Source organism: Rhodopirellula sp. SH410 (genome assembly GCF_055811895.1).
Map to the genome: position 1 here is coordinate 3,995,387 of NZ_CM147949.1, position 17,550 is coordinate 4,012,936.

15 protein-coding genes are annotated in these 17,550 nt (G+C 56.3%); 6 read left to right on the top strand and 9 right to left on the bottom strand.

Features of this window, described 5'->3' with window-relative positions; all coding sequences use genetic code 11:
• Positions 1–2: 2 nt before the first annotated feature.
• Together SH410x_RS14580 and SH410x_RS14585 are read right to left on the bottom strand one after the other, a co-directional pair.
• Complete coding sequence (locus SH410x_RS14580) at positions 3–932, bottom strand: hypothetical protein (RefSeq protein WP_473677195.1); 930 nt, start codon at positions 930–932, stop codon at positions 3–5.
• Between the two features lie 257 nt (positions 933–1,189).
• Complete coding sequence (locus SH410x_RS14585) at positions 1,190–1,951, bottom strand: hypothetical protein (protein WP_473677196.1); 762 nt, start codon at positions 1,949–1,951, stop codon at positions 1,190–1,192.
• A gap of 280 nt (positions 1,952–2,231) precedes the next feature.
• Here SH410x_RS14585 and SH410x_RS14590 point away from each other — a divergent pair, with 280 nt between their 5' ends.
• From SH410x_RS14590 to SH410x_RS14600, 3 genes are read left to right on the top strand one after another with little or no spacing between them, the layout of a single operon-like run.
• Positions 2,232–2,594: a hypothetical protein gene (locus tag SH410x_RS14590; RefSeq protein ID WP_473670050.1), complete on the top strand. Its 363-nt coding sequence runs from the start codon at positions 2,232–2,234 to the stop codon at positions 2,592–2,594.
• Positions 2,575–3,723, top strand: a complete 1,149-nt coding sequence (locus SH410x_RS14595) for a hypothetical protein (protein WP_473677197.1) — start codon at positions 2,575–2,577, stop codon at positions 3,721–3,723. The genes SH410x_RS14590 and SH410x_RS14595 overlap by 20 nt, the downstream gene beginning before the upstream one ends.
• Positions 3,724–3,772: 49 nt before the next feature.
• Positions 3,773–4,840: a cobalamin-binding protein gene (locus SH410x_RS14600; protein ID WP_473677198.1), complete on the top strand. Its 1,068-nt coding sequence runs from the start codon at positions 3,773–3,775 to the stop codon at positions 4,838–4,840.
• A gap of 113 nt (positions 4,841–4,953) precedes the next feature.
• On the opposite strand, the gene SH410x_RS14605 is transcribed toward SH410x_RS14600, so the two are convergent.
• The 5 genes from SH410x_RS14605 to SH410x_RS14625 form a co-directional block, all read right to left on the bottom strand.
• A complete protein-coding gene (locus SH410x_RS14605; RefSeq protein ID WP_473677199.1) occupies positions 4,954–5,964 on the bottom strand; it encodes a DUF1559 family PulG-like putative transporter in 1,011 nt (336 codons plus the stop codon).
• 617 nt (positions 5,965–6,581) lie between these two features.
• Entirely contained in the window at positions 6,582–7,334 is a 753-nt protein-coding gene (locus SH410x_RS14610) for a siderophore-interacting protein (protein ID WP_473677200.1), read from the bottom strand.
• A gap of 37 nt (positions 7,335–7,371) precedes the next feature.
• Positions 7,372–7,707 carry a hypothetical protein gene (locus tag SH410x_RS14615; protein ID WP_473677201.1) on the bottom strand — a complete coding sequence of 112 codons (336 nt, stop codon included), beginning with the start codon at positions 7,705–7,707 and terminating at the stop codon, positions 7,372–7,374.
• Positions 7,708–8,093: 386 nt separating this feature from the next.
• Positions 8,094–8,261, bottom strand: coding sequence for a hypothetical protein (locus SH410x_RS14620; protein ID WP_473677202.1), 168 nt, complete (start codon positions 8,259–8,261; stop codon positions 8,094–8,096).
• A gap of 14 nt (positions 8,262–8,275) precedes the next feature.
• Positions 8,276–9,301 (bottom strand): hypothetical protein, encoded by a 1,026-nt coding sequence (locus SH410x_RS14625; RefSeq protein ID WP_473677203.1) that lies wholly within the window; start codon positions 9,299–9,301, stop codon positions 8,276–8,278.
• Positions 9,302–9,366: 65 nt separating this feature from the next.
• On the opposite strand from SH410x_RS14625, the gene SH410x_RS14630 reads away from it, so the two are divergent.
• A complete protein-coding gene (locus tag SH410x_RS14630; RefSeq protein WP_473677204.1) occupies positions 9,367–9,936 on the top strand; it encodes a protein-tyrosine phosphatase family protein in 570 nt (189 codons plus the stop codon).
• A 235-nt stretch (positions 9,937–10,171) separates the two neighbouring features.
• On the opposite strand, the gene SH410x_RS14635 is transcribed toward SH410x_RS14630, so the two are convergent.
• Both SH410x_RS14635 and SH410x_RS14640 read right to left on the bottom strand, forming a co-directional pair.
• Entirely contained in the window at positions 10,172–11,626 is a 1,455-nt protein-coding gene (locus tag SH410x_RS14635; RefSeq protein ID WP_473669018.1) for an IS701 family transposase, read from the bottom strand.
• Between the two features lie 290 nt (positions 11,627–11,916).
• Complete coding sequence (locus tag SH410x_RS14640; RefSeq protein ID WP_473677205.1) at positions 11,917–13,377, bottom strand: protein adenylyltransferase SelO; 1,461 nt, start codon at positions 13,375–13,377, stop codon at positions 11,917–11,919.
• A gap of 775 nt (positions 13,378–14,152) precedes the next feature.
• On the opposite strand from SH410x_RS14640, the gene SH410x_RS14645 reads away from it, so the two are divergent.
• On the top strand, positions 14,153–15,400 hold the full coding sequence (locus SH410x_RS14645) for a PQQ-like beta-propeller repeat protein (protein ID WP_473677315.1): 1,248 nt from the start codon (positions 14,153–14,155) through the stop codon (positions 15,398–15,400).
• A 128-nt stretch (positions 15,401–15,528) separates the two neighbouring features.
• Positions 15,529–16,953, top strand: a complete 1,425-nt coding sequence (locus SH410x_RS14650) for a sialidase family protein (protein ID WP_473677206.1) — start codon at positions 15,529–15,531, stop codon at positions 16,951–16,953.
• Positions 16,954–17,550 lie beyond the last annotated feature (597 nt).

Here is a 17,550-nt window from a genome sequence, read left to right on the forward strand (position 1 = left end):
GGTCAATCGTCTCTTGAAACCAAGTAGTCACACCTAGCGCATCTTCCTTCGCCGTCAATCTCTTCGGCCGGAATCGACATGCCGCAAATATCACATTCTGTACGCGATGTCTCTTCGCAATTTACGCAGTACCCTTCTTCGATGACAAAGGAAAACTCACCGCATTCAGGACAATCAACTACGGAGGCATCACCACCGTCTTTCACGTGGTCGTAGTAGTCGCCTCCTCCCCTTTCCGCCACAATCGCCTTAGCGATGTCTTTTTGCGACCAGGTTTTTCCGCACGACTTGCAAATCGCTCCGCCTTTCTCTTGGAAATAGATCAGATCCGAGTAACAACTATCACATGTGACTTCGTCAGCATGTTCTAACGCAAATTCCGATTCGCAATCGAAGTTCGAAGAGGATTGTTCACACCTGGTTTTCTCTGCCTGATAGAAATCTCGAATCTCAATGAGCCGTCCCCAAGTTTCCGCTGACAGGTGCTTCTGTAAATCGCGACCTAGCTCGGATGTCATGAACTCCGAAGCGACAACAAACGCTTTCGCGAGCGCTTCCCTAATCGCGTCCTCCTTAGCAGTGGTGAAGTAGTGTTCAATTTCATTGCGAATTCGACCGATGCTATCTACTGCTTTCCAATCAACTTTCACTCCGAGCGATTCGAAACGCTCTTCCATCGCTTGCCGGTCGACAGTCTTCTGGCCTTTGCCTCGGAATGAGACTTTCCCGGCAACGCTGACCGGGACGATTTTCTGCTTAAGAAGCACTTCGTCAGTACCGTCTGGCGATAACTCGTGTAGTTTTTGCTTGAATAGCAGCAAGACGCCAGCATAAATATTTCGGATCGCGGACTTCAGCCGCGCTTCGCCGCCGTCGTCAAAATCTTGGACACCAACCTCGATTGCCTGAATTGCGTTATCTAAAATGCTCATAACAAACTGTAAATCGCGGGGAATGGTCGGCTAGAGCATTTTCATCTTTGATGTAGCCACCGTCGCCAGACGGTGGCCCACGTTCTGGCGAACGTAGCTACTTTGCTTCGGCCTACGTCATTTTCAAAGATGCTCTAGTAGAACAGACGCGGTGCCGATATGAGGGTTCGCGAATTCCACGGAATGGTTCGTTGACCGCTGAAGCACGATTGAGAATATCCATTTCCTTGGCTGCGATGACCGCGACGGGAAATCATTCAAGATTCGACCTCCAATTCCAATTCCGCCTCGCTCTCCACTTCCACGATCGACTTCAAGTCGAGGACCGCGGTGCGGAGCCGCTCGTAGATGAGGATCTCTTGGCCGACGATCTCGAAGGTAACGGCGATTGCGTACGTTGCAGTCTCGTCGGGATCATGGCTCCAGCCCTGGTGACCACGAACGGCGATACTGAGATCTTCGGGCAGGGCATTCGATTTGACGATTGCCCAGTCCTTTTGAACTGTCCCGCGGTTGCGTCGCACGCCGGATAGGCCATGTTGTGTCATCGGGTGTAGTGTCCACGGTAGTTCGCCATTGCGGTCGCCGTCGGGATCGTCTTCAGTCGCCAGTGCCCGATTCAAAAATGCTCCGGCGGACTCACCTCGCTGGCTGGCAATCCAATCGAGCCAAACCGCCAGATAGCCCCGCGCCGATCGACGTGTTCGACGCGGAGTGGCAGAGTACGAAAGCGTTACGTCAATTCGGATGTCGTACTCGCCACCGGGTGTTCGCAGTTCTGGTGGGATAGGTATTTGGAAAACGTGGCATTGCTTCGTGCCGAGAACCTGGTCGTTCGATGTGGTAAACGTTGCACGATACTGGGTGTTTTCGGTTGCTCGTGACATGTCCGGAATTCCGTATCCCAGGCGACGTAGCACGTTGATCTGCTCATTCATTGGGAGCGGTTCGGCCCACGCCGGCCACTGTGCCGATTGGACGATAAGGGCGCGATAGAGCAAGCACGAATTGGTTGGCATCATAGTCGCCAAACGCGCGGCGATACGTGCAATCTTTGGCGCGGAATAGGAAGTGCCCACATCGTCTTGGGTAACAGCAGGTTCGCCGTGTAGCGTTGACCCGATTAGAATTGGATACGCTGACGCACATGCGACGGGATAGGTCACGCTTGGCGGTGTGGGTGCATGACCGGGTTTGCAGCTTGGATTGGGGTCGGCTTGAAACCTTGGATGATTTACACTTTGAGCATGCAACCGGGAGGTCTGGGAGCTTTGGGTGACACATTAAAGGGAAATTGCCATGGAATCGGCACCGAATCGACCGACCGCTGAAGAAATCGCCGACATGGTCGTACAGCGTCTTGTTGAGGGTGGCGGGATCCCCGATCTCGCCAATGCCAACATGATGACGATCGAAGAACAGACGATCAAGGAAGTTGACCGGGTCACCCAAATCGTCATGAGCGAACTGCTGGCCCAGCAATCTCAAGAGGCTGAGCCGGTGACCGCCTGCCCCAAATGCGGCAAGGCAATGACGCCCAAAAAGGCCCAGCATCGCTCGCTGCAAAGCAGACGAGGCCAAGTGAAATTCAAAACCGATGTATCTCACTGCGAGGCTTGCCGCCTCGATTTTTTTCCCTCAGATGAAAACGTTGCAGTGTGACATCGACATCGAGCAAACGCCTGCGGTTCTGCAAAAGGTCACCATCGCCGCAGCGAGAGACCGATCCTATGCCGTGGCCAGTCGCAACCTACAGGACCTCGCCGCACTGACGATCTCTGCCAAGCAATGTCAGCGGATCGCCATTCGCATCGGCAACGAACGACTCGACGAACAACAACAAGCCATCGACCGCTACACCGCCGCGAGCATCCCCGAGCAACAACACGGCCAAAGCGACGATGCACCGGCGAACGGTTGGAGCGGACGTGCCGCGGTGATTCAGGGCGACGGCGGTCGCGCTCAGATTCGCGATTCGTTTTGGGGAGAGGAAAAGCCGAGTGACAAAAAGCACCGTTGGTGGCGAGAGACTCAGGCCGGTGTGTTGCAAACCTATCAGTCCAAACCATCAGAAGTTGATCCTCACCCCGAAGTGCCCGAGTGTTTGAAAGACCCGCTGTGGATCATCCCAAAAGTCAATGAAATCCACCGAAGTAGCGGTTCATCGAGTGACACCGATAGTGAAGCGTCACCGAGCAACCAGACATCGCAGAGGCAATCAACTTCGACGGATTCACACCTCCCCAACAGCAAGTCGTCCCGCAAAGATCACCGGCGTTGGAGCGGCGGTGATCCGCTGGTGCAAACGATCGTTGCGACCCGGCAGGGCTACGACCGTCTTGGCTTGGCGCTTGCCGCCGAAGCCCATCGGCGTGGCTTCAACAAAGCGAAAGTCAAAGCGTTCATGGGCGACGGTTTGAAAGTGAACTGGTCGTTGTGGGCGACTCACTTCTCGCACTACACGCCGATCGTCGACATCATGCACGCGTTGGCTTACGTCTACGGCGGGGCGATTGCATCGTGCGGCCGGATCGAAGACGGCTGGCAGTTGTATGTCCAGTGGCTGCAGTGGACATGGAGCGGTGACGTCGCTCGGGTGATCACCGCGATGAAGGAGCATGCAGCGGATCACGAAGAGGTTCCCGAAGACTTGCGTCGGGCGATCACGTACCTGAGCAACAATGCCTCGCGGATGAAGTATGCGGAGTATCGGCGTGCCGGACTTCCAGTGACCACGTCGCCGGTGGAATCGGCTCAGAAACAAATCAACGAGCGGATCAAAGAACCATGAGCTTACGCTGTCTGCTACCGAGCGGAATTTGGGATACTGTCTATAGGGCTTGGCTCAACTCAAAACCAACCGTCAGCGAACTTATGAATTCGGGAACCCTGTGAATTACCGACTCGATGAGCGCAGCACCCAGATCGCACCCCCTGCCACCGATCGCATCGTGCGACAAATCTGGCACAATGTAATGATGAAAAATGAAAAACAACTGCCGCAGCATGATGAGTCGACCCTACGAATCGTCTCCCTCTTGCCCAGTGCGACCGAGATCGTTTGCTCATTGGGTTTGCGTGACCGGTTGGTCGGGGTGACTCACGAATGTGATTACCCCGATGGCGTGCAGTCGCTGCCGACGGTAACTCGGACGCTCATTCCGCATGATGCCACCAGCGGTGAGATCGATGCGTTGGTACGAGAACGTTTGAAGACGGAGAAGGCGTTGTACTCGCTGGACATGGAGACGCTGCAGCGACTGGGGCCGAACCTAATCGTCACGCAGGCGTTGTGCGACGTCTGCGCGGTCGCTGAACATGAGGTCAACAAAGCGGCGTGTTCGCTACCGGGGCCCCCGCGAGTGATCAACCTTGAGCCCACGAGCCTGGAGGAAGTATTTGACTGCATTGGCATGGTCGGTTCGGCGGTCGGGATGGACGATAGGGCTCGCGATGTAATCGCCGGATTGAAGGCTCGCGTGGATGCGGTGGTGCAGCGTGCTCGAGCGTGGTCGTATCGTCCGCGGGTGATGTTACTCGAATGGATCGATCCGCCGTTCAGTGCCGGGCACTGGAGTCCGGAACTGGTCGACATGGCGGGCGGACGAGAAGTCATTGGGATCGCCGGCGAGCGTTCGGCGCCGGTGGCTTGGGAAAAAATTGTAGAAGCAGACCCCGAGTTATTGGTGATCGCGTGTTGTGGCTTCACGCCCGAGCGGGCACGACAAGACTTGCCGATCCTTGAGTCCTATCCCGGTTGGTCGTCGTTGAGTTGCGTGCTCCACAACCAAGTTCACTTCGTCGACGGGTCAGCCTATTTCAGCCGTCCTGGCCCTCGGTTGGTCGATAGCTTGGAAATCCTGGCGGACTTGATCGCCAACAGCCAAGTTCCGGCAGTGCGATCATGAACTCACGAGGCATATCCACCGCCGCGATCTCGACCACAGCCGCGATCGCGGCGGTGGGTTGGGGCTGGTGGTCGAGCCGAGAACGACGACGCCCCACTTGGCAGGATCGTCACCTACCAGTCCTGTGAGGCAACTTCGTGACCGGCGCGCGTGGCGACATCTCGCCAGACCTGGAGCTCCACCGATTCGGTGACACTGCGAACGGAACCATCCACCATGGCAACCTGCACCAAGCCAGTATGATGGCTGCGGGATGTGATCATGGCGTATGTCGGATGTCCAGCTGAACCATCCTTGCCCTCCTGCCAAGAATTGTAATCCACTTCTTCGTAAGTGCGTCCGCCGGTTGTGTATTGGATTTTACTATTCGGCGCCATCGCGGCGGTAAAGCCGGTGTGATGGACGCGGCCATCAGGCCATTCTGTATGTCCCGTATCTTTGAACTGCGCACCGCTCGCGACAATGGCTTCGGCTTCCGCTCTCGTCGACGGCATGGTTGTCGAAAGCGGTCCTCCGTTGCGTGTATACGGCGTCCAAGCTTTCACTTCTGCTAACAGAAGAGTATGAGAAGTCCCATCCAAACAGTCGCGGAAGCCGAGGAACGAATTGGGGTAAAACATCCCATCGCCGCCTTTGCGAGTCGATGGGTCGTAGACAAACCAACGTCCAAAATTGAATCCGTAGGTGGTGGGATAGAGTGATGGTCGACTGTCACTGAACACACGCACTTGATCCGTTCCTGGGTCACTTGGGCATGCGAACGCTGCCACTTTGACTTCGTGAATCACCCGCTGACCATCCCATGCCAAGGAGAGGTCCACGCCTCCATACAAGTTTGCTTGTTCGAGCTGCGGCAGTACGCGACCGTGGACGCCCCATGATCCATTGTTCGCGGTACTCGTCAAACTCAGATCCAAGATCGCCGAAGGCGGAAACGTCCTGAACGCACTTTCATAATTATGAGATGCCAACGCGATCTGCTTCAAATTGTTGGAGCACTGCATTCGTCGAGCAGCTTCCCTTGCGGCTTGAACGGCAGGCAGCAACAAGCCGACCAGCACGCCAATGATCGCGATCACCACTAACAATTCGACGAGTGTGAATCCTCTCTTCGCAGGTTGCATCAACGGTTCTTTCACTCGGTGGAACGTAACAAGACATTGCGCGATGTGTGCGCGGCACGACGTATGCATCCCCCGCCCAGTTGCAAGCGTTGTGCCAATGCATCCAAGATCGCGTTTTCCTGCCTTTATCGTCTTGGGCGAGTGCAGACGACGAAACCGCGGTGCATTTCCCAGCAGCAGCGACGGAATATCCACCGCCCGCCTCATTGACTTCGATTCTCCCTCATTTCGATTGCCACGGCCATCGCACAACCGAATCGTTGAGCAAACGCACCTCCATGCCGGTGCGCCGTTTACCGGATCAGGCGAGTTTTCGCACGATGGGCAAGCCTGCCCAGGTAGGCTAGCGCTGGACCGCTAAACCTTTGGGTTTGCAATGCTTTTTGCATTGCGCAAGTTTCTTCTGCATCTCCGCCTCCTGAAGACCAGCCCCAATTATCCCAGTCTCCGCTCTTCCCCGAAGCGGGGCAGAGCGGAGACTGGGACGTTTTTGCTTCGCTTGGAATCAAAATGCAAGGCAGGATAATAGCCTCAACCCCAAAGATTTAGCGGTCCAGGCACGCCCCCGTCGTAGCGACAGAGAGGGGCGGCGCGTTGTCACATCCGGGGGTTGCGACCTAATTGATGACGCCAGCCTGTTCACTGTCCAGCCGCTTGGCCATTTTGTGCTCCTCGTCGGATTGACCAAGCTTCCAATAGCTCGATAAGTAAAGGTGTGTTTGCGGAATGCTACCGCACTCTTGCAGAAGCTTTCTCAAGACCCGCATGCTATTGAATTCACAGGCGGCCCAGACCGCACATTGCCCTTCCAGCCAAGGCAACTCACGAATTTTTGACGAGAGGAACAGACCCTCAGGATCGGGATCACGGTTAATCTCCCAGTGCAACTCGATGTTCGGAGGATGTTCGAGGTCCTGGATATCCGCTTGGCAGGGAACCTCGATCACAGCGTACCCGACAGCGTTCTCCGGCAGTTTCCTCAGGTTGACGCTGATCGCGGGGAGTGCCGCCATATCTCCCGCCAGCAGGAACCAATCGGCATGATCGTTGATCAGTTTTTTGGGGCCAGGTCCAGCGACAGAAATCCGATCTCCTGGCTGGGCTTCGCTCGCCCAGGATGACGCCGGCCCCCGCGGCTGATGGAGGACGAAGTCAACATCGATCTCCGTCGGTCGCTGGTGTCTGATCGTGTAGGTTCTCATGAGAGGGCGTTGGTTTTGGCCTTGGGGAAACAGGAGTTTCACATAGGCGCTCTCATGATCGGCGGGGAACGCCGCAAGAGCATCTCCCCCCAATGTGATGCGCCGCATATGCTCGGTGATTTGTGTGGAGCGAATCACTTCCAGCTCCATTGTCGGGCGATTAGCCATCGTACGTTTTTCCATTTCCTGAGTTATCTGAATTGAATCACTTTTTTTCAACGGGCGCCGGTACTGAACACCACAGCGTGAGAGGATACCTTGCTGCTGAGATCATTTCGCCGAAGCGTGTTTCGTTCGGTTCTTCGGCATCCATCAGCCGATCCAACTGCCGGTTGACGCTCGTCGGATCACGAATCATTCGTGATGCCAACTTGTTCATGCTTCGCCATGCACCGGCATCCAACTCAGTGATCAGAGACAGGGGTTTCTCTGGCGAAAACGACCAACCGACGCTGTTCAGCTCTGCTGCCATTCCAGAGCGAATCTGATGCGTGACACGCCCAACTGCGAATCCAGGCGAGGACTCTGATTCAAAGTGCATCGTCATCGCCCTGTCACTCGAGTATCGAAACCGCTGTTTGCCCAGCAAAGATCGAACGGTACCCAGGCAAGACGTGGAAGCCGAACACGGCGTTTTTCCAATGGAGACATCACCCCTGATTCATGCGAGTTGAAATTGCATGCTCGATCCACCCGGACCGCAGGCTAAGACAACGAGGTCCCAGAAGCAAACCGACTACCTGTATTCTACAGCCATTAACTATTTTGTCAATGGTTGCGGGGTGGGGGATCAGCGGCGGGGCTGGGAGGTCGTTCGCACGAGCGGGCTTCATCGCGTCAACCAGCATGGGCTTGCTCGCCCCGGCGAACTTTTGAGATGAGGCGTCGCTGCAATATGTGCTTTCGCATCGCTCCGCCAGCGGTGTTTCACTGCCGGTTTGCCTGTGAGTCGCTATTTTCGAGAACCCCAGTTTCGTCAATCCGCGAGATATCCAGCCTATCGTCGGCGCCATCGACCAGTGTCTCGGCTTCGTCCGATTCGCCGCGACTCGGCGGCGACAGAGCGCGTTCGGTCGCTAGTGTCAAATTCGGCAAAACTGAACGGCGTCCTACTCACCGATTTGTTGGTTGGCGCCCATCCGCTCGATGAGACTGGTCGTGGCAGGCTTAGATCGACCGTACGAGACGATCTGCACGTCGAGGCCGTGATGACTGAGTTTGTGGAATGCACGCTCGATCGCGGCGACAATCAACGGTTCTGGATTGCCGAAGACGCCGCCGCCGAGGAAAGTGAGATAGACGGTCTTGATCCCAGTGTGGGATGCGTTGATGACCGCAGCGCATAGAGTCGCCTCATAGGCCGCATCAAGGACGAGCTTGGCGAAGTCGCTCCACTGCTCTACCGATCGCTTGGGGGATTGTCGATCGTACGCGATCGGTAGCGCCGAACAGTACGCTTGGCTGACTTGGTGGTTGGCACCGGGTAGTGTGACGTCGGCTTGCCATTGCAGTCCGATCCGCAACTCGCCACGTAGATCGTCCAGATCATCGTCGCTGGATTTTTGCAGTTTGGCGGAGATTTCCTGCAGTCCTTCGGCGGTTGGGAAGAGGTAGCCGTTTCGCATCGACCACAGTCGACCGTCGGAGTTGCCGAGCCGCTTGCCGAGGTCACTGGAACAATCGATCTGAGCATCGGCGTTCTGGCCGATCGTATCTTCCACGGACGCGAAGTAGTTGCGATAGATTGTGCCGGCACCGCAAGCGATCGCGCACGCGGGACCTTGGGTGGGGTCCGATTCGTAGATCCCAACCCCCCGTTCGGGCGCCACCGATGGGCTGGCCATCTCCAGCAGATTGAACTGCGAAGCGACTTGGAACAATGCGCCCGCATTGGCGGGATCGGCATGCAGCGAGCGAACATTACCGACGACCTCGCCGATGGTGGAACGTCGGGGTTCGACCTTCAGATCCGCAACGGATTGCCGGAGCTCAGAAAGCTTCGGTGTCTCGAAACGTCCAAACCCGATCCGATTCCCATTCGGGCAGACGATGCTGTCACCGTCCACGGACAGATGATCGCGAACCTGCTCGGGTGATTGTTCCTCTATTCCGGTGAGTCGATGAAACCAAGTCATGTGCGGCCTCTGTTGGATTTGTATCATGAAGAAACAATTTAAACTCACCCCGAAAGACTCCGGCATTGAATCAATCTAGCGAGTTCACCTATCCCACCACCGAGACGCCCGCCAGGCGAACGTATTGGGTGGTTCAAAACGAGTTGCTCGCAGGAGCATATCCGGGACAGCCAGATCACGCAAAGCATCACGCGAGATTGCAATCGCTGTACGATGCAGGGATACGAACCTTCATCAACTTGCAAGAAGAAGGTGAGACGAACAACGCCGGGCAACCCTTCGTCCGCTACGACAAAGATCTTCGCGAAATCGCTACAAAATTGAGCGATACGGTCGCGTACCTGCGGTTTCCCATTCCCGACGGCGGCACGACATCGGCCGATCGAATGCGATCCATCCTAGACGCAATCGACCTCTCGCAAGCGGCCAATCGAGCCGTCTATGTGCATTGCTTCGGCGGTATGGGACGAACGGGAACAACCATTTGTTGTTGGCTGATGCGGCACGGACATGTCGATCGCAGCAACGTTCTTGCCACGCTCACGCGGCTGCGGAAAGCCGACAAAGAGCGTGCGGATTGGAAAGCTCCCGAGAATGCCGATCAAGAATCATTCGTGCTGAACTGGGCGGAGTGATGTCGCGACGATCCAGCAGAGCTGATTCGGACGGCTGGCCCGATCAGCCTCAGCATTGTCGAACGTGGCGGAGTAGGATGCGAAAATCGATCGTGTGAATCACGCGATCGATCAGAAGGCGTGACCGAAGCGTTCTGTTACGAGGACGACGTCCCCGAACCATGGCATGCGATCATCGATCTGAATGCAATGAAGCCGCATGAATACTTAGTTCCAGTTTTGCACTTTCCGCATGCTATCCGGCGAGCGTCGCCAGGAACGTGAGCAGACGTCTGGAATTATCGTCGGGTGTCGCAGCGAGCGACACCCCCGATAATTTCTCTTCCCAGGATTTGCGGCGTAGCGTCGTGAGCATGTCCGCGAAGCTCGGTTCAGACTTCCAGTGGTACCAAGGTCGATTCGGAAACTGGAGTTCCTCGTGGCCTTCGGTCGCGAACCACAGGATCGACAGGCTGTACAGGAACATCGCCATCGGAGCGGTTCGTTCGACCGCTTTGGGAGTGCGGTTCGCCGGATCTTCTAGTCCGAGATGTTGCTTGCAATCGAAGTGCGTCACTTCAATCGACCAACGTTGCGAGAAGATCGAAAGAATTTCCTGGGGCTTCATCGACACGTCGGTGCAGTAAAAGATTCGTGTCGGCCGCTGACCCACGGTGTCTTGCGAGAGCACCAGGCGAAGCAGTCGGTCGTTGCCGGCTTTGTAGTACAGTCCCGTGCGAGTTTTCACCCGCAGCGATCCGTGCAGCCCGTATTGATCGTAGTGGAGCGTTTGCCAACGTGAACTGTCCTGCTCCCAAGCAGCGGCATCTTTCAACCGCTCACCTTTCTTACGGCGAGGCCCACGACGGACGGTTGTTTCTTGAGGGGCCGGTGAGTAGAGCGCCGCCTTGGCATGAACTGGGCCAATCAACTCAAAGTTCTCAGGCAACTTCGACAGCACGCTCTTGCCGCTGTAAAGACTGTCGACGACGAGAATGAACTGGCGATCTGGGAACCATGCAGCAACCATGGCCACCATCTCAGCCATCAGTTCAGGCCGTGTTTTATGGGCTTTTGGATCGGGTTTGTTTTTCTTCTTGGCGTTCTCAGCTGCCTTCTTCTTAGCTGCTGCGGCTTGCTTGGCCTGCTTGGATGCGGCACGCACCTGCGCGGCGGTGGGATTCTTCTTGCGTTTGCCTTTCCCTTTGGCGAGCCCCTGGCGATTGCGATAGAGCCTCATGCAAATCGGCAGAGAAAAGACTTTCGTCGGTGCCCACCATGGATGAGCAATCACGATGCACAGGTCCACCCAATCGTGCCCCCAGTGACAAATTTTCTTGGACTTCGACGAACTCAACGCATCGTGGTGCATTCCAGCACCAAAGATCCCCAGGCCGCGTTTACGACAGAGGGTGTCATCCCCCGAAAGCACGATCGTGGCATCGGCACCGATCAAGTTGTTCAGGATCAACTGGGCCAACAGTTTCCAGAGATGATCGATGTCCCAAGCCGCTTGCGAGAAGAAGCGGTGGTAATCAGAGAAATGCCCGTTGCCAACGGAGTCGCTGGAAATAATCAGATCGGTGACATAGCGATGTCGGGCTGACAGAATCCAGCCGGTCATCAACAGGCGAAACGTTTGGAAGCTGGGAGCGGTGAAAGCTGGGGAGAACGTGCGTAGCAGAGTCTCGAACGAACTGGTAAGTTCCATGGTGGGCGGCTTCCGTGCCAAAGGATTTGAAAGTTTGAAGGTTCAAATCTCATTGGAACGGGCCGCCTTTTTCGTGCCAATATCAGTTAGCAAAAAGTGCAAAACTGGAACTTAGGAGCGAGGGGAAAATAAGTGGCCGAACGCTCCGCGGTCGGAATCGTCGACCGCGGAGCGCTCGGCCACAATATCCGTCAGTAATTTTCCGCTCGTTCCTTAGAACTTAGCGGACGATTGAAGATGGGGATGCACTGCAGTGCCGGCGGGAGTCTGCGATGAGGAGGGGTGGCGAGTCAGGTTCCACAGAAGGTTGCCTGCACAACTTCCTCTGGCCGCGGCGCCGCCTCGTACTCGGCGAACTCCGGCTGCGCGGAGAACGGCTGCTGCAGCAATTCAGTGAGGCGATGAAAGGGCGTGAAGTCGCCCGCGTTACCCGCGACGATGACTTCCTCGATGCGATGGTTGCGTGGGATGAAGACGGGATTGGTCCGCCGCATCAGCCCAATCGCTTGGCCGTGGTCGCAATCGCCCAGCCGCCTCCGCCACTGGCCAAGCCAGTGAATGATCGCCGCGGGTTGGTCGAAAAGTGCAATGACCTTGTGATCGTTGCCGCTCTCCAGAGCGTCCGAGAGATGGCGGAAAACCAGCGTGAAGTCGGCACCGCCCTCTGACATCGCCGCGAGCAACGCCTCGGCCATCTGCATGTCGCATGTGTCACCCGCTGCGATCCCAATTTTGGCTGTCAAACGCCGTTGCCACTCGGTTTGGTGGATAGCGGCGAACGCGTCGAGAGCACGTTCGGCTTTGTCCACCGCTTGCTTCATATCCACGTGCAAAAGCGGCAGCAAGGTTTCGGCGAAGCGGCAAAGGTTCCACTGGCCGATCGGGGCCTGGTTCATGAAAGCGTAACGCCCCTGATGATCAATCGAGCTAAATGTTTTCATCGGATCGTAGACGTCCATGAACGCGCAGGGGCCAAAGTCGATCGTTTCGCCGGAGACGTTCATGTTATCCGTGTTCATCACGCCATGAATGAATCCAAGCTGCATCCAGTGGGCGATCAGTTTGGCTTGCCGCTGAATGACTTCGTCGAGCAGAGCGAGGTACGGGTTCTCCTCCTGTCGCACGTCCGGAACCTGGCGTTGGATAACGTAATCGGCGAGCACCTTCACGTTCACGTCGTCCTGGCGAGCGGCGAACCACTCAAAGGTACCGATCCGGATATGTGACTTTGCCACTCGCGTGAGAATGGCCCCGGGCATCTTCCCTTCTCGCCACACTTGCTCACCGGTCGCGACGGCGGCGAGCGCACGGGTTGTCGGCACGCCCAGGGCCGCGAAGGCTTCCGAGACAATGTACTCACGCAGGACAGGACCGAGTGCCGAGCGTCCGTCGCCGCGGCGTGAGAACGGAGTGGGTCCCGAACCCTTGAGCTGGATGTCGTAGCGTCCCCCGTCCGGGCTGACGACCTCACCGAGCAGAATGGCACGACCGTCGCCGAGCTGCGGCGAAAAACCACCGAATTGGTGTCCTGAATAAGCCATCGCCAACGGTTGGCCGCCTGCCGCGAGATGGTTCCCCGCCAGGACAGCGAGACCTTCGGGAGAATGAAGCTCGGCGAGATCGATCCCCAACTCAATCGCCAAGGAATCGTTGAGTCGAATCATCACCGGTTCCCTGACCGGAATCGGCTCGGTCCGCACAAAGAAAGCATCCGGCAAACCGGCGTAGCTGTTGTTAAAAGAAAAAGGCATCAGCGGAAAAGTCAGAGAGGGGAGTTAGTCAGTTGGACAATTTTGTGGCGGTGACGGCGGCAAACTGGCCGGCACCTGCAGAAGCATAGCAGAGCAAAAGCCGCACCCGGCGTGTGACCCGCGATGCTTGCGTGAGGAATCCCTTAGCGGCCGACGCCGGAACCTAGAATCCACCGCACCATCGCAGCGGACGCCTTCGCGGCGACACCGCGGGGCCTTCGCGGCGACTCCGCTTCGCAAAGGCAGACCGAGCGCATCGCCAGCGGCAATTGCCAAGAGGGAGCCAACGATGGTCTCACGACTCATGTATGTATTCCCGATTTCACCGCGTCCAAACCCCTGATGACCGAATGCACACGGCTAACGACTGGGGCAAGTTTTTCCGGCACGATGCCTGTCGGCAGTCGCATGAGTTGGCTCTTCCTCCCTCTTTCGGTGGTGAGCATCACGTGAGCGCCAGTTGAATGCTCTCGTAGATTGCGTCCCCCGACGCCGGGATCGCACGCTCTGGCGAGCGTACCGACGGCAGATTTACTTCACGCGGGGTGGTAGGCCGGGTTGAAATGCGTTCCCCCAGCGAAGAAAGGGAGCCGCTTTGAGCGGTGATGCCACCTGGCCGGACTTGAGTTATCTTAGAATGGTCGGCAACATTGCCTGCCCCGGTGAGTGATCCCGCTGCGTTGGCAACCGATCATTCAGCCCTTACGCCAACTATTGCGTTCAACCTTTCATGACCACTCCCTTTCCACGCAGCGTTGCCTTGTGCCTTCTGGCGATGTCGGCATCTATCAGCGTCCTCTGTTTACCTGCCTCATCCGGCGCAGCCGATTCGTGGCCCGTGTTTCGCGGCCCTTTGGGCAACGGGATCGCAAACGCGGACTCAAGCGTGCCGACAGAATGGTCGCAAGAAAAGAATGTGGCGTTTCGCACTCCACTGACAGGTCAGGGCTGGTCATCTCCTATCATCGCTGATGGTCGGATCTACCTATCCGCAGCCATTCCCCTCAACGAGGAAGACGACTCCAACGAGACGCAGTACGCACTGACGTTGATCATCTTGGACGCCAAGAGTGGTGAGCTTTTGAAGTCCGTGCCACTGATGGAGCAGACCGCAGAGAAGAGTCACAGAATTCACAAGAAAAATTCGCATGCGAGCCCGACACCCATTGTCGACGGCGATCGCGTTTTCGTTCACTTTGGCTATCAGGGAACCGCATGCGTTGATCGCGACGGAAATCTGATTTGGAAAAATCGCGATCTATTTTTCAAGCCCATCCACGGCAACGGCGGCACACCCATTTTGGTGGACGGCAAACTGATTTTCACATGTGATGGCGAAAGCGATCCCAAAGTGGTCGCTTTGGATGCCGAAACGGGCGAAGTTGCGTGGGAAGTAGAACGCCCGAACGATGCGAAGCGAAAATTCTCCTTCTGTACGCCGACGCTAATTATCGTCGATGGTCAGAAACAAGTCATTGCACCGGGGAGCGATTGTGTGTTGGCGATTGACCCTGCCAGCGGAAACGTCATTTGGCAGTTGCTTTACTCGGGATACTCGGTCATCCCCAAGCCCATCTACCACGACGGGCTGGTCTATCTTTCGACAAGCTACGACACCCCGAGCATGCTGGCGATCGACCCCACGGGCAGAGGCGATGTGACTGAGACTCACTTGAAATGGTCGATCGACAAGAATGTCCCTCACACCGCGTCAATGCTCGCTCACGAGGGACTCATCTACTCCGTCAGCGACGGTGGGATCGCGATTTGCGTGGACGCTCAGACCGGCGAGATCCTTTACCGAAAGCGAATTGGCGGCGGCTTCTCCGCCTCTCCTGTGTTGGTCGACAACAAGATTTATTACACCAACGAGTCGGGGGTTACGACAGTGATTGCCACCGGCCGCGAATACAAAGTGCTAGCGGAGAACGATCTGGGCGAACGAACACTCGCCTCGGCGGCCGTTGATGGCGACGCGTTGATCATCCGAACCGCTGACGCCCTCTATCGCATCGAAGAATAGTCCTTCGACGTCGCGTTCATCGCCCGGCGTCGCGTTCATCGCCCGGCGTCGCGTTCATCGCCGCTGCCCATTGGTGCGGCCGCCGCGACGGCTCACTAAGAGCGAACAGTACCTTCACATCCATCAACATGAATCAAAAAAATCGAACGACCATGCCGAACCAATCTCACTCTGTTCGCCAGACGGCCGCATCCTTGATGGCGTGCATGCTCGTCACCAGCCTACTGCCGAGCTTTACTACGGTTCTACCTGCCCAAACGGTGGCCCCCCCATCCATATTGGGCGACACGACCATGCCGTCCCCCGACGACGTGTCGCAAACGTTCCCGTATGGCATTACAGGCAAGACGCCACCGTCTCTGACCAAAATCAACTACGAAGGACAACCACCCTACCACAGTCACCGCATCAATCTGCGAGTCTTTCAGGGCTGTCCGCAGGTAGAGATCTCCTCGGGAGGCCGACTCTGGGCAACCTGGTTCGGCTCCAACGTCCAAGCCGAACGAGCACCGTTTCACAAAGACCAATTCTCAGTCATATCGACCTCCGCAGACGATGGCAAAACTTGGAAAGAAGTGTTCGTCTTCGACCCGAGCGAGCTCCTCGGCGGGGGAGCATCCGACCCGATGCTATGGAAAGATCCTCAGGGCAACATCCGCTTCATCGGCCTCAGGAACATCGACTTCAAAGGCCAGGACGACTTCGCCACCTCTGCGTGGGAATTCACCATGCTCGACGCCGAAAAGGAACATACCGCTTGGAGTGAACCACGCTTGCTCGGAAACAAAAACATCTCCGTCATGAAGCCGCTCATTTTCCCAGACGGAACCGTGATGCGTTCGATGGACGACTTCAAATTTGTCGGCACTCCCGACAAGGTGAGGATTCGCTTTTTGAAAGAGGGCGTCGACGGCAAGCCAATCTTTGTTTCCGAATTCCCCATCGACAACGATGCGGTGTTTGCGGAGCAGATGCCCATCATCCGAAAAGACGGCAGCCTCTTCACTTTCTATCGCGCTAAGAAGGGACAGAAATTCGCCGAATCTTTCGACGGTGGCAAGACCTGGGAACTGGGTGGCTACTACCCGATGCAGTTTTCTATCAACACGAAGTGTATCCTTAAAACGCTGCCTTCAGGGCGAGTTTTGTTAGTCGCGAACGATGTCCAGATGAAAGAAACAAACGGTAGAAGACAGTATTACTACACCGACAAAAACGGTAAAGAAATCGAACTTCAAAAACATAAGACTACACGCACTCGCATGACGGCCTATTTAAGCGACGATGATGGCAAAACCTTTCCACATCGAATGCTGCTGTGCGACGAAGGACAAATCAGCTATCCATCGGCGACGCTGGGCCAGGACGGATCGATCTATCTCGTCTACGACCAAGGGCGGGGTGAAATAGGCCAACACACCATCTTTTTGTCAAAGATCTCCGAAGCTGATATCCTGGCGGGTCAACTCGTCCAAGGCGAGAGTTTCTTAAACAACATCGTCAGTCGCCCCAGCGATCAAGGTGGCGGACGTCGCGAAGGCGACAATCTCTAAGCTCACCCCGGCGATCTCGTCGCAATCAACCCAAGCGAACGGTTGCAGAGTCACGTTGTCGGAGTGCAGGAGTTGTCGTCGATCACCACCTCTCCTGCAGGCGGCAATCTGTCTACGGGTGGATAACACGGCGTATGCGTCATCTGATGTCTTCAGAACCAACGGCGTCATGGCAACAGTGGTCGCAATCATGATGATCGCTGCAAACAGCCCATTGATGCTCAACGGTGCATAGCCAGACGGGCTGCCGTCTCGTCGTAGAAACTTCGCCCGACACCGCCGCAGTTGTGAACGCGTGCGTCAGGGAGCTTTTTGCGGTAATTCGGCGAAAATGGTCCAAACAAAGCAGCGTCTGAAGGGGGCAAAGATTAAGCTCCCGGTATGAATGAGCGTCTTTCTCGCAAACCACTGGAAAGAAAAGTGCTGACATCCGGAGGATGACGAGTCATCCGCCGATCAGTGGTATTTGCGAATTTCCGTCGCACAAATTTACCCATTGCGCTCACATCTTCACGTCCGCCCGGTCGCTCGATTGTTCCGTGTTGCAGCGTTTTAGCTGACTTTTACACATGCGACCAATTGGGACGGCTCGGACCG

What these genes read in the sequence shown, in the direction of transcription:
- SH410x_RS14580 (WP_473677195.1), bottom strand. Translation starts at nt 932, where the DNA reads ATGAGCATTTTAGATAACGCAATTCAGGCAATCGAGGTTGGTGTCCAA.
- SH410x_RS14585 (WP_473677196.1), bottom strand. Translation starts at nt 1,951, where the DNA reads ATGCCAACCAATTCGTGCTTGCTCTATCGCGCCCTTATCGTCCAATCG.
- SH410x_RS14590 (WP_473670050.1), top strand. Translation starts at nt 2,232, where the DNA reads ATGGAATCGGCACCGAATCGACCGACCGCTGAAGAAATCGCCGACATG.
- SH410x_RS14595 (WP_473677197.1), top strand. Translation starts at nt 2,575, where the DNA reads ATGAAAACGTTGCAGTGTGACATCGACATCGAGCAAACGCCTGCGGTT.
- SH410x_RS14605 (WP_473677199.1), bottom strand. Translation starts at nt 5,964, where the DNA reads ATGCAACCTGCGAAGAGAGGATTCACACTCGTCGAATTGTTAGTGGTG.
- SH410x_RS14610 (WP_473677200.1), bottom strand. Translation starts at nt 7,334, where the DNA reads ATGGCTAATCGCCCGACAATGGAGCTGGAAGTGATTCGCTCCACACAA.
- SH410x_RS14615 (WP_473677201.1), bottom strand. Translation starts at nt 7,707, where the DNA reads ATGCACTTTGAATCAGAGTCCTCGCCTGGATTCGCAGTTGGGCGTGTC.
- SH410x_RS14625 (WP_473677203.1), bottom strand. Translation starts at nt 9,301, where the DNA reads ATGACTTGGTTTCATCGACTCACCGGAATAGAGGAACAATCACCCGAG.
- SH410x_RS14635 (WP_473669018.1), bottom strand. Translation starts at nt 11,626, where the DNA reads ATGGAACTTACCAGTTCGTTCGAGACTCTGCTACGCACGTTCTCCCCA.
- SH410x_RS14640 (WP_473677205.1), bottom strand. Translation starts at nt 13,377, where the DNA reads ATGCCTTTTTCTTTTAACAACAGCTACGCCGGTTTGCCGGATGCTTTC.
- SH410x_RS14645 (WP_473677315.1), top strand. Translation starts at nt 14,153, where the DNA reads ATGTCGGCATCTATCAGCGTCCTCTGTTTACCTGCCTCATCCGGCGCA.
- SH410x_RS14650 (WP_473677206.1), top strand. Translation starts at nt 15,529, where the DNA reads ATGAATCAAAAAAATCGAACGACCATGCCGAACCAATCTCACTCTGTT.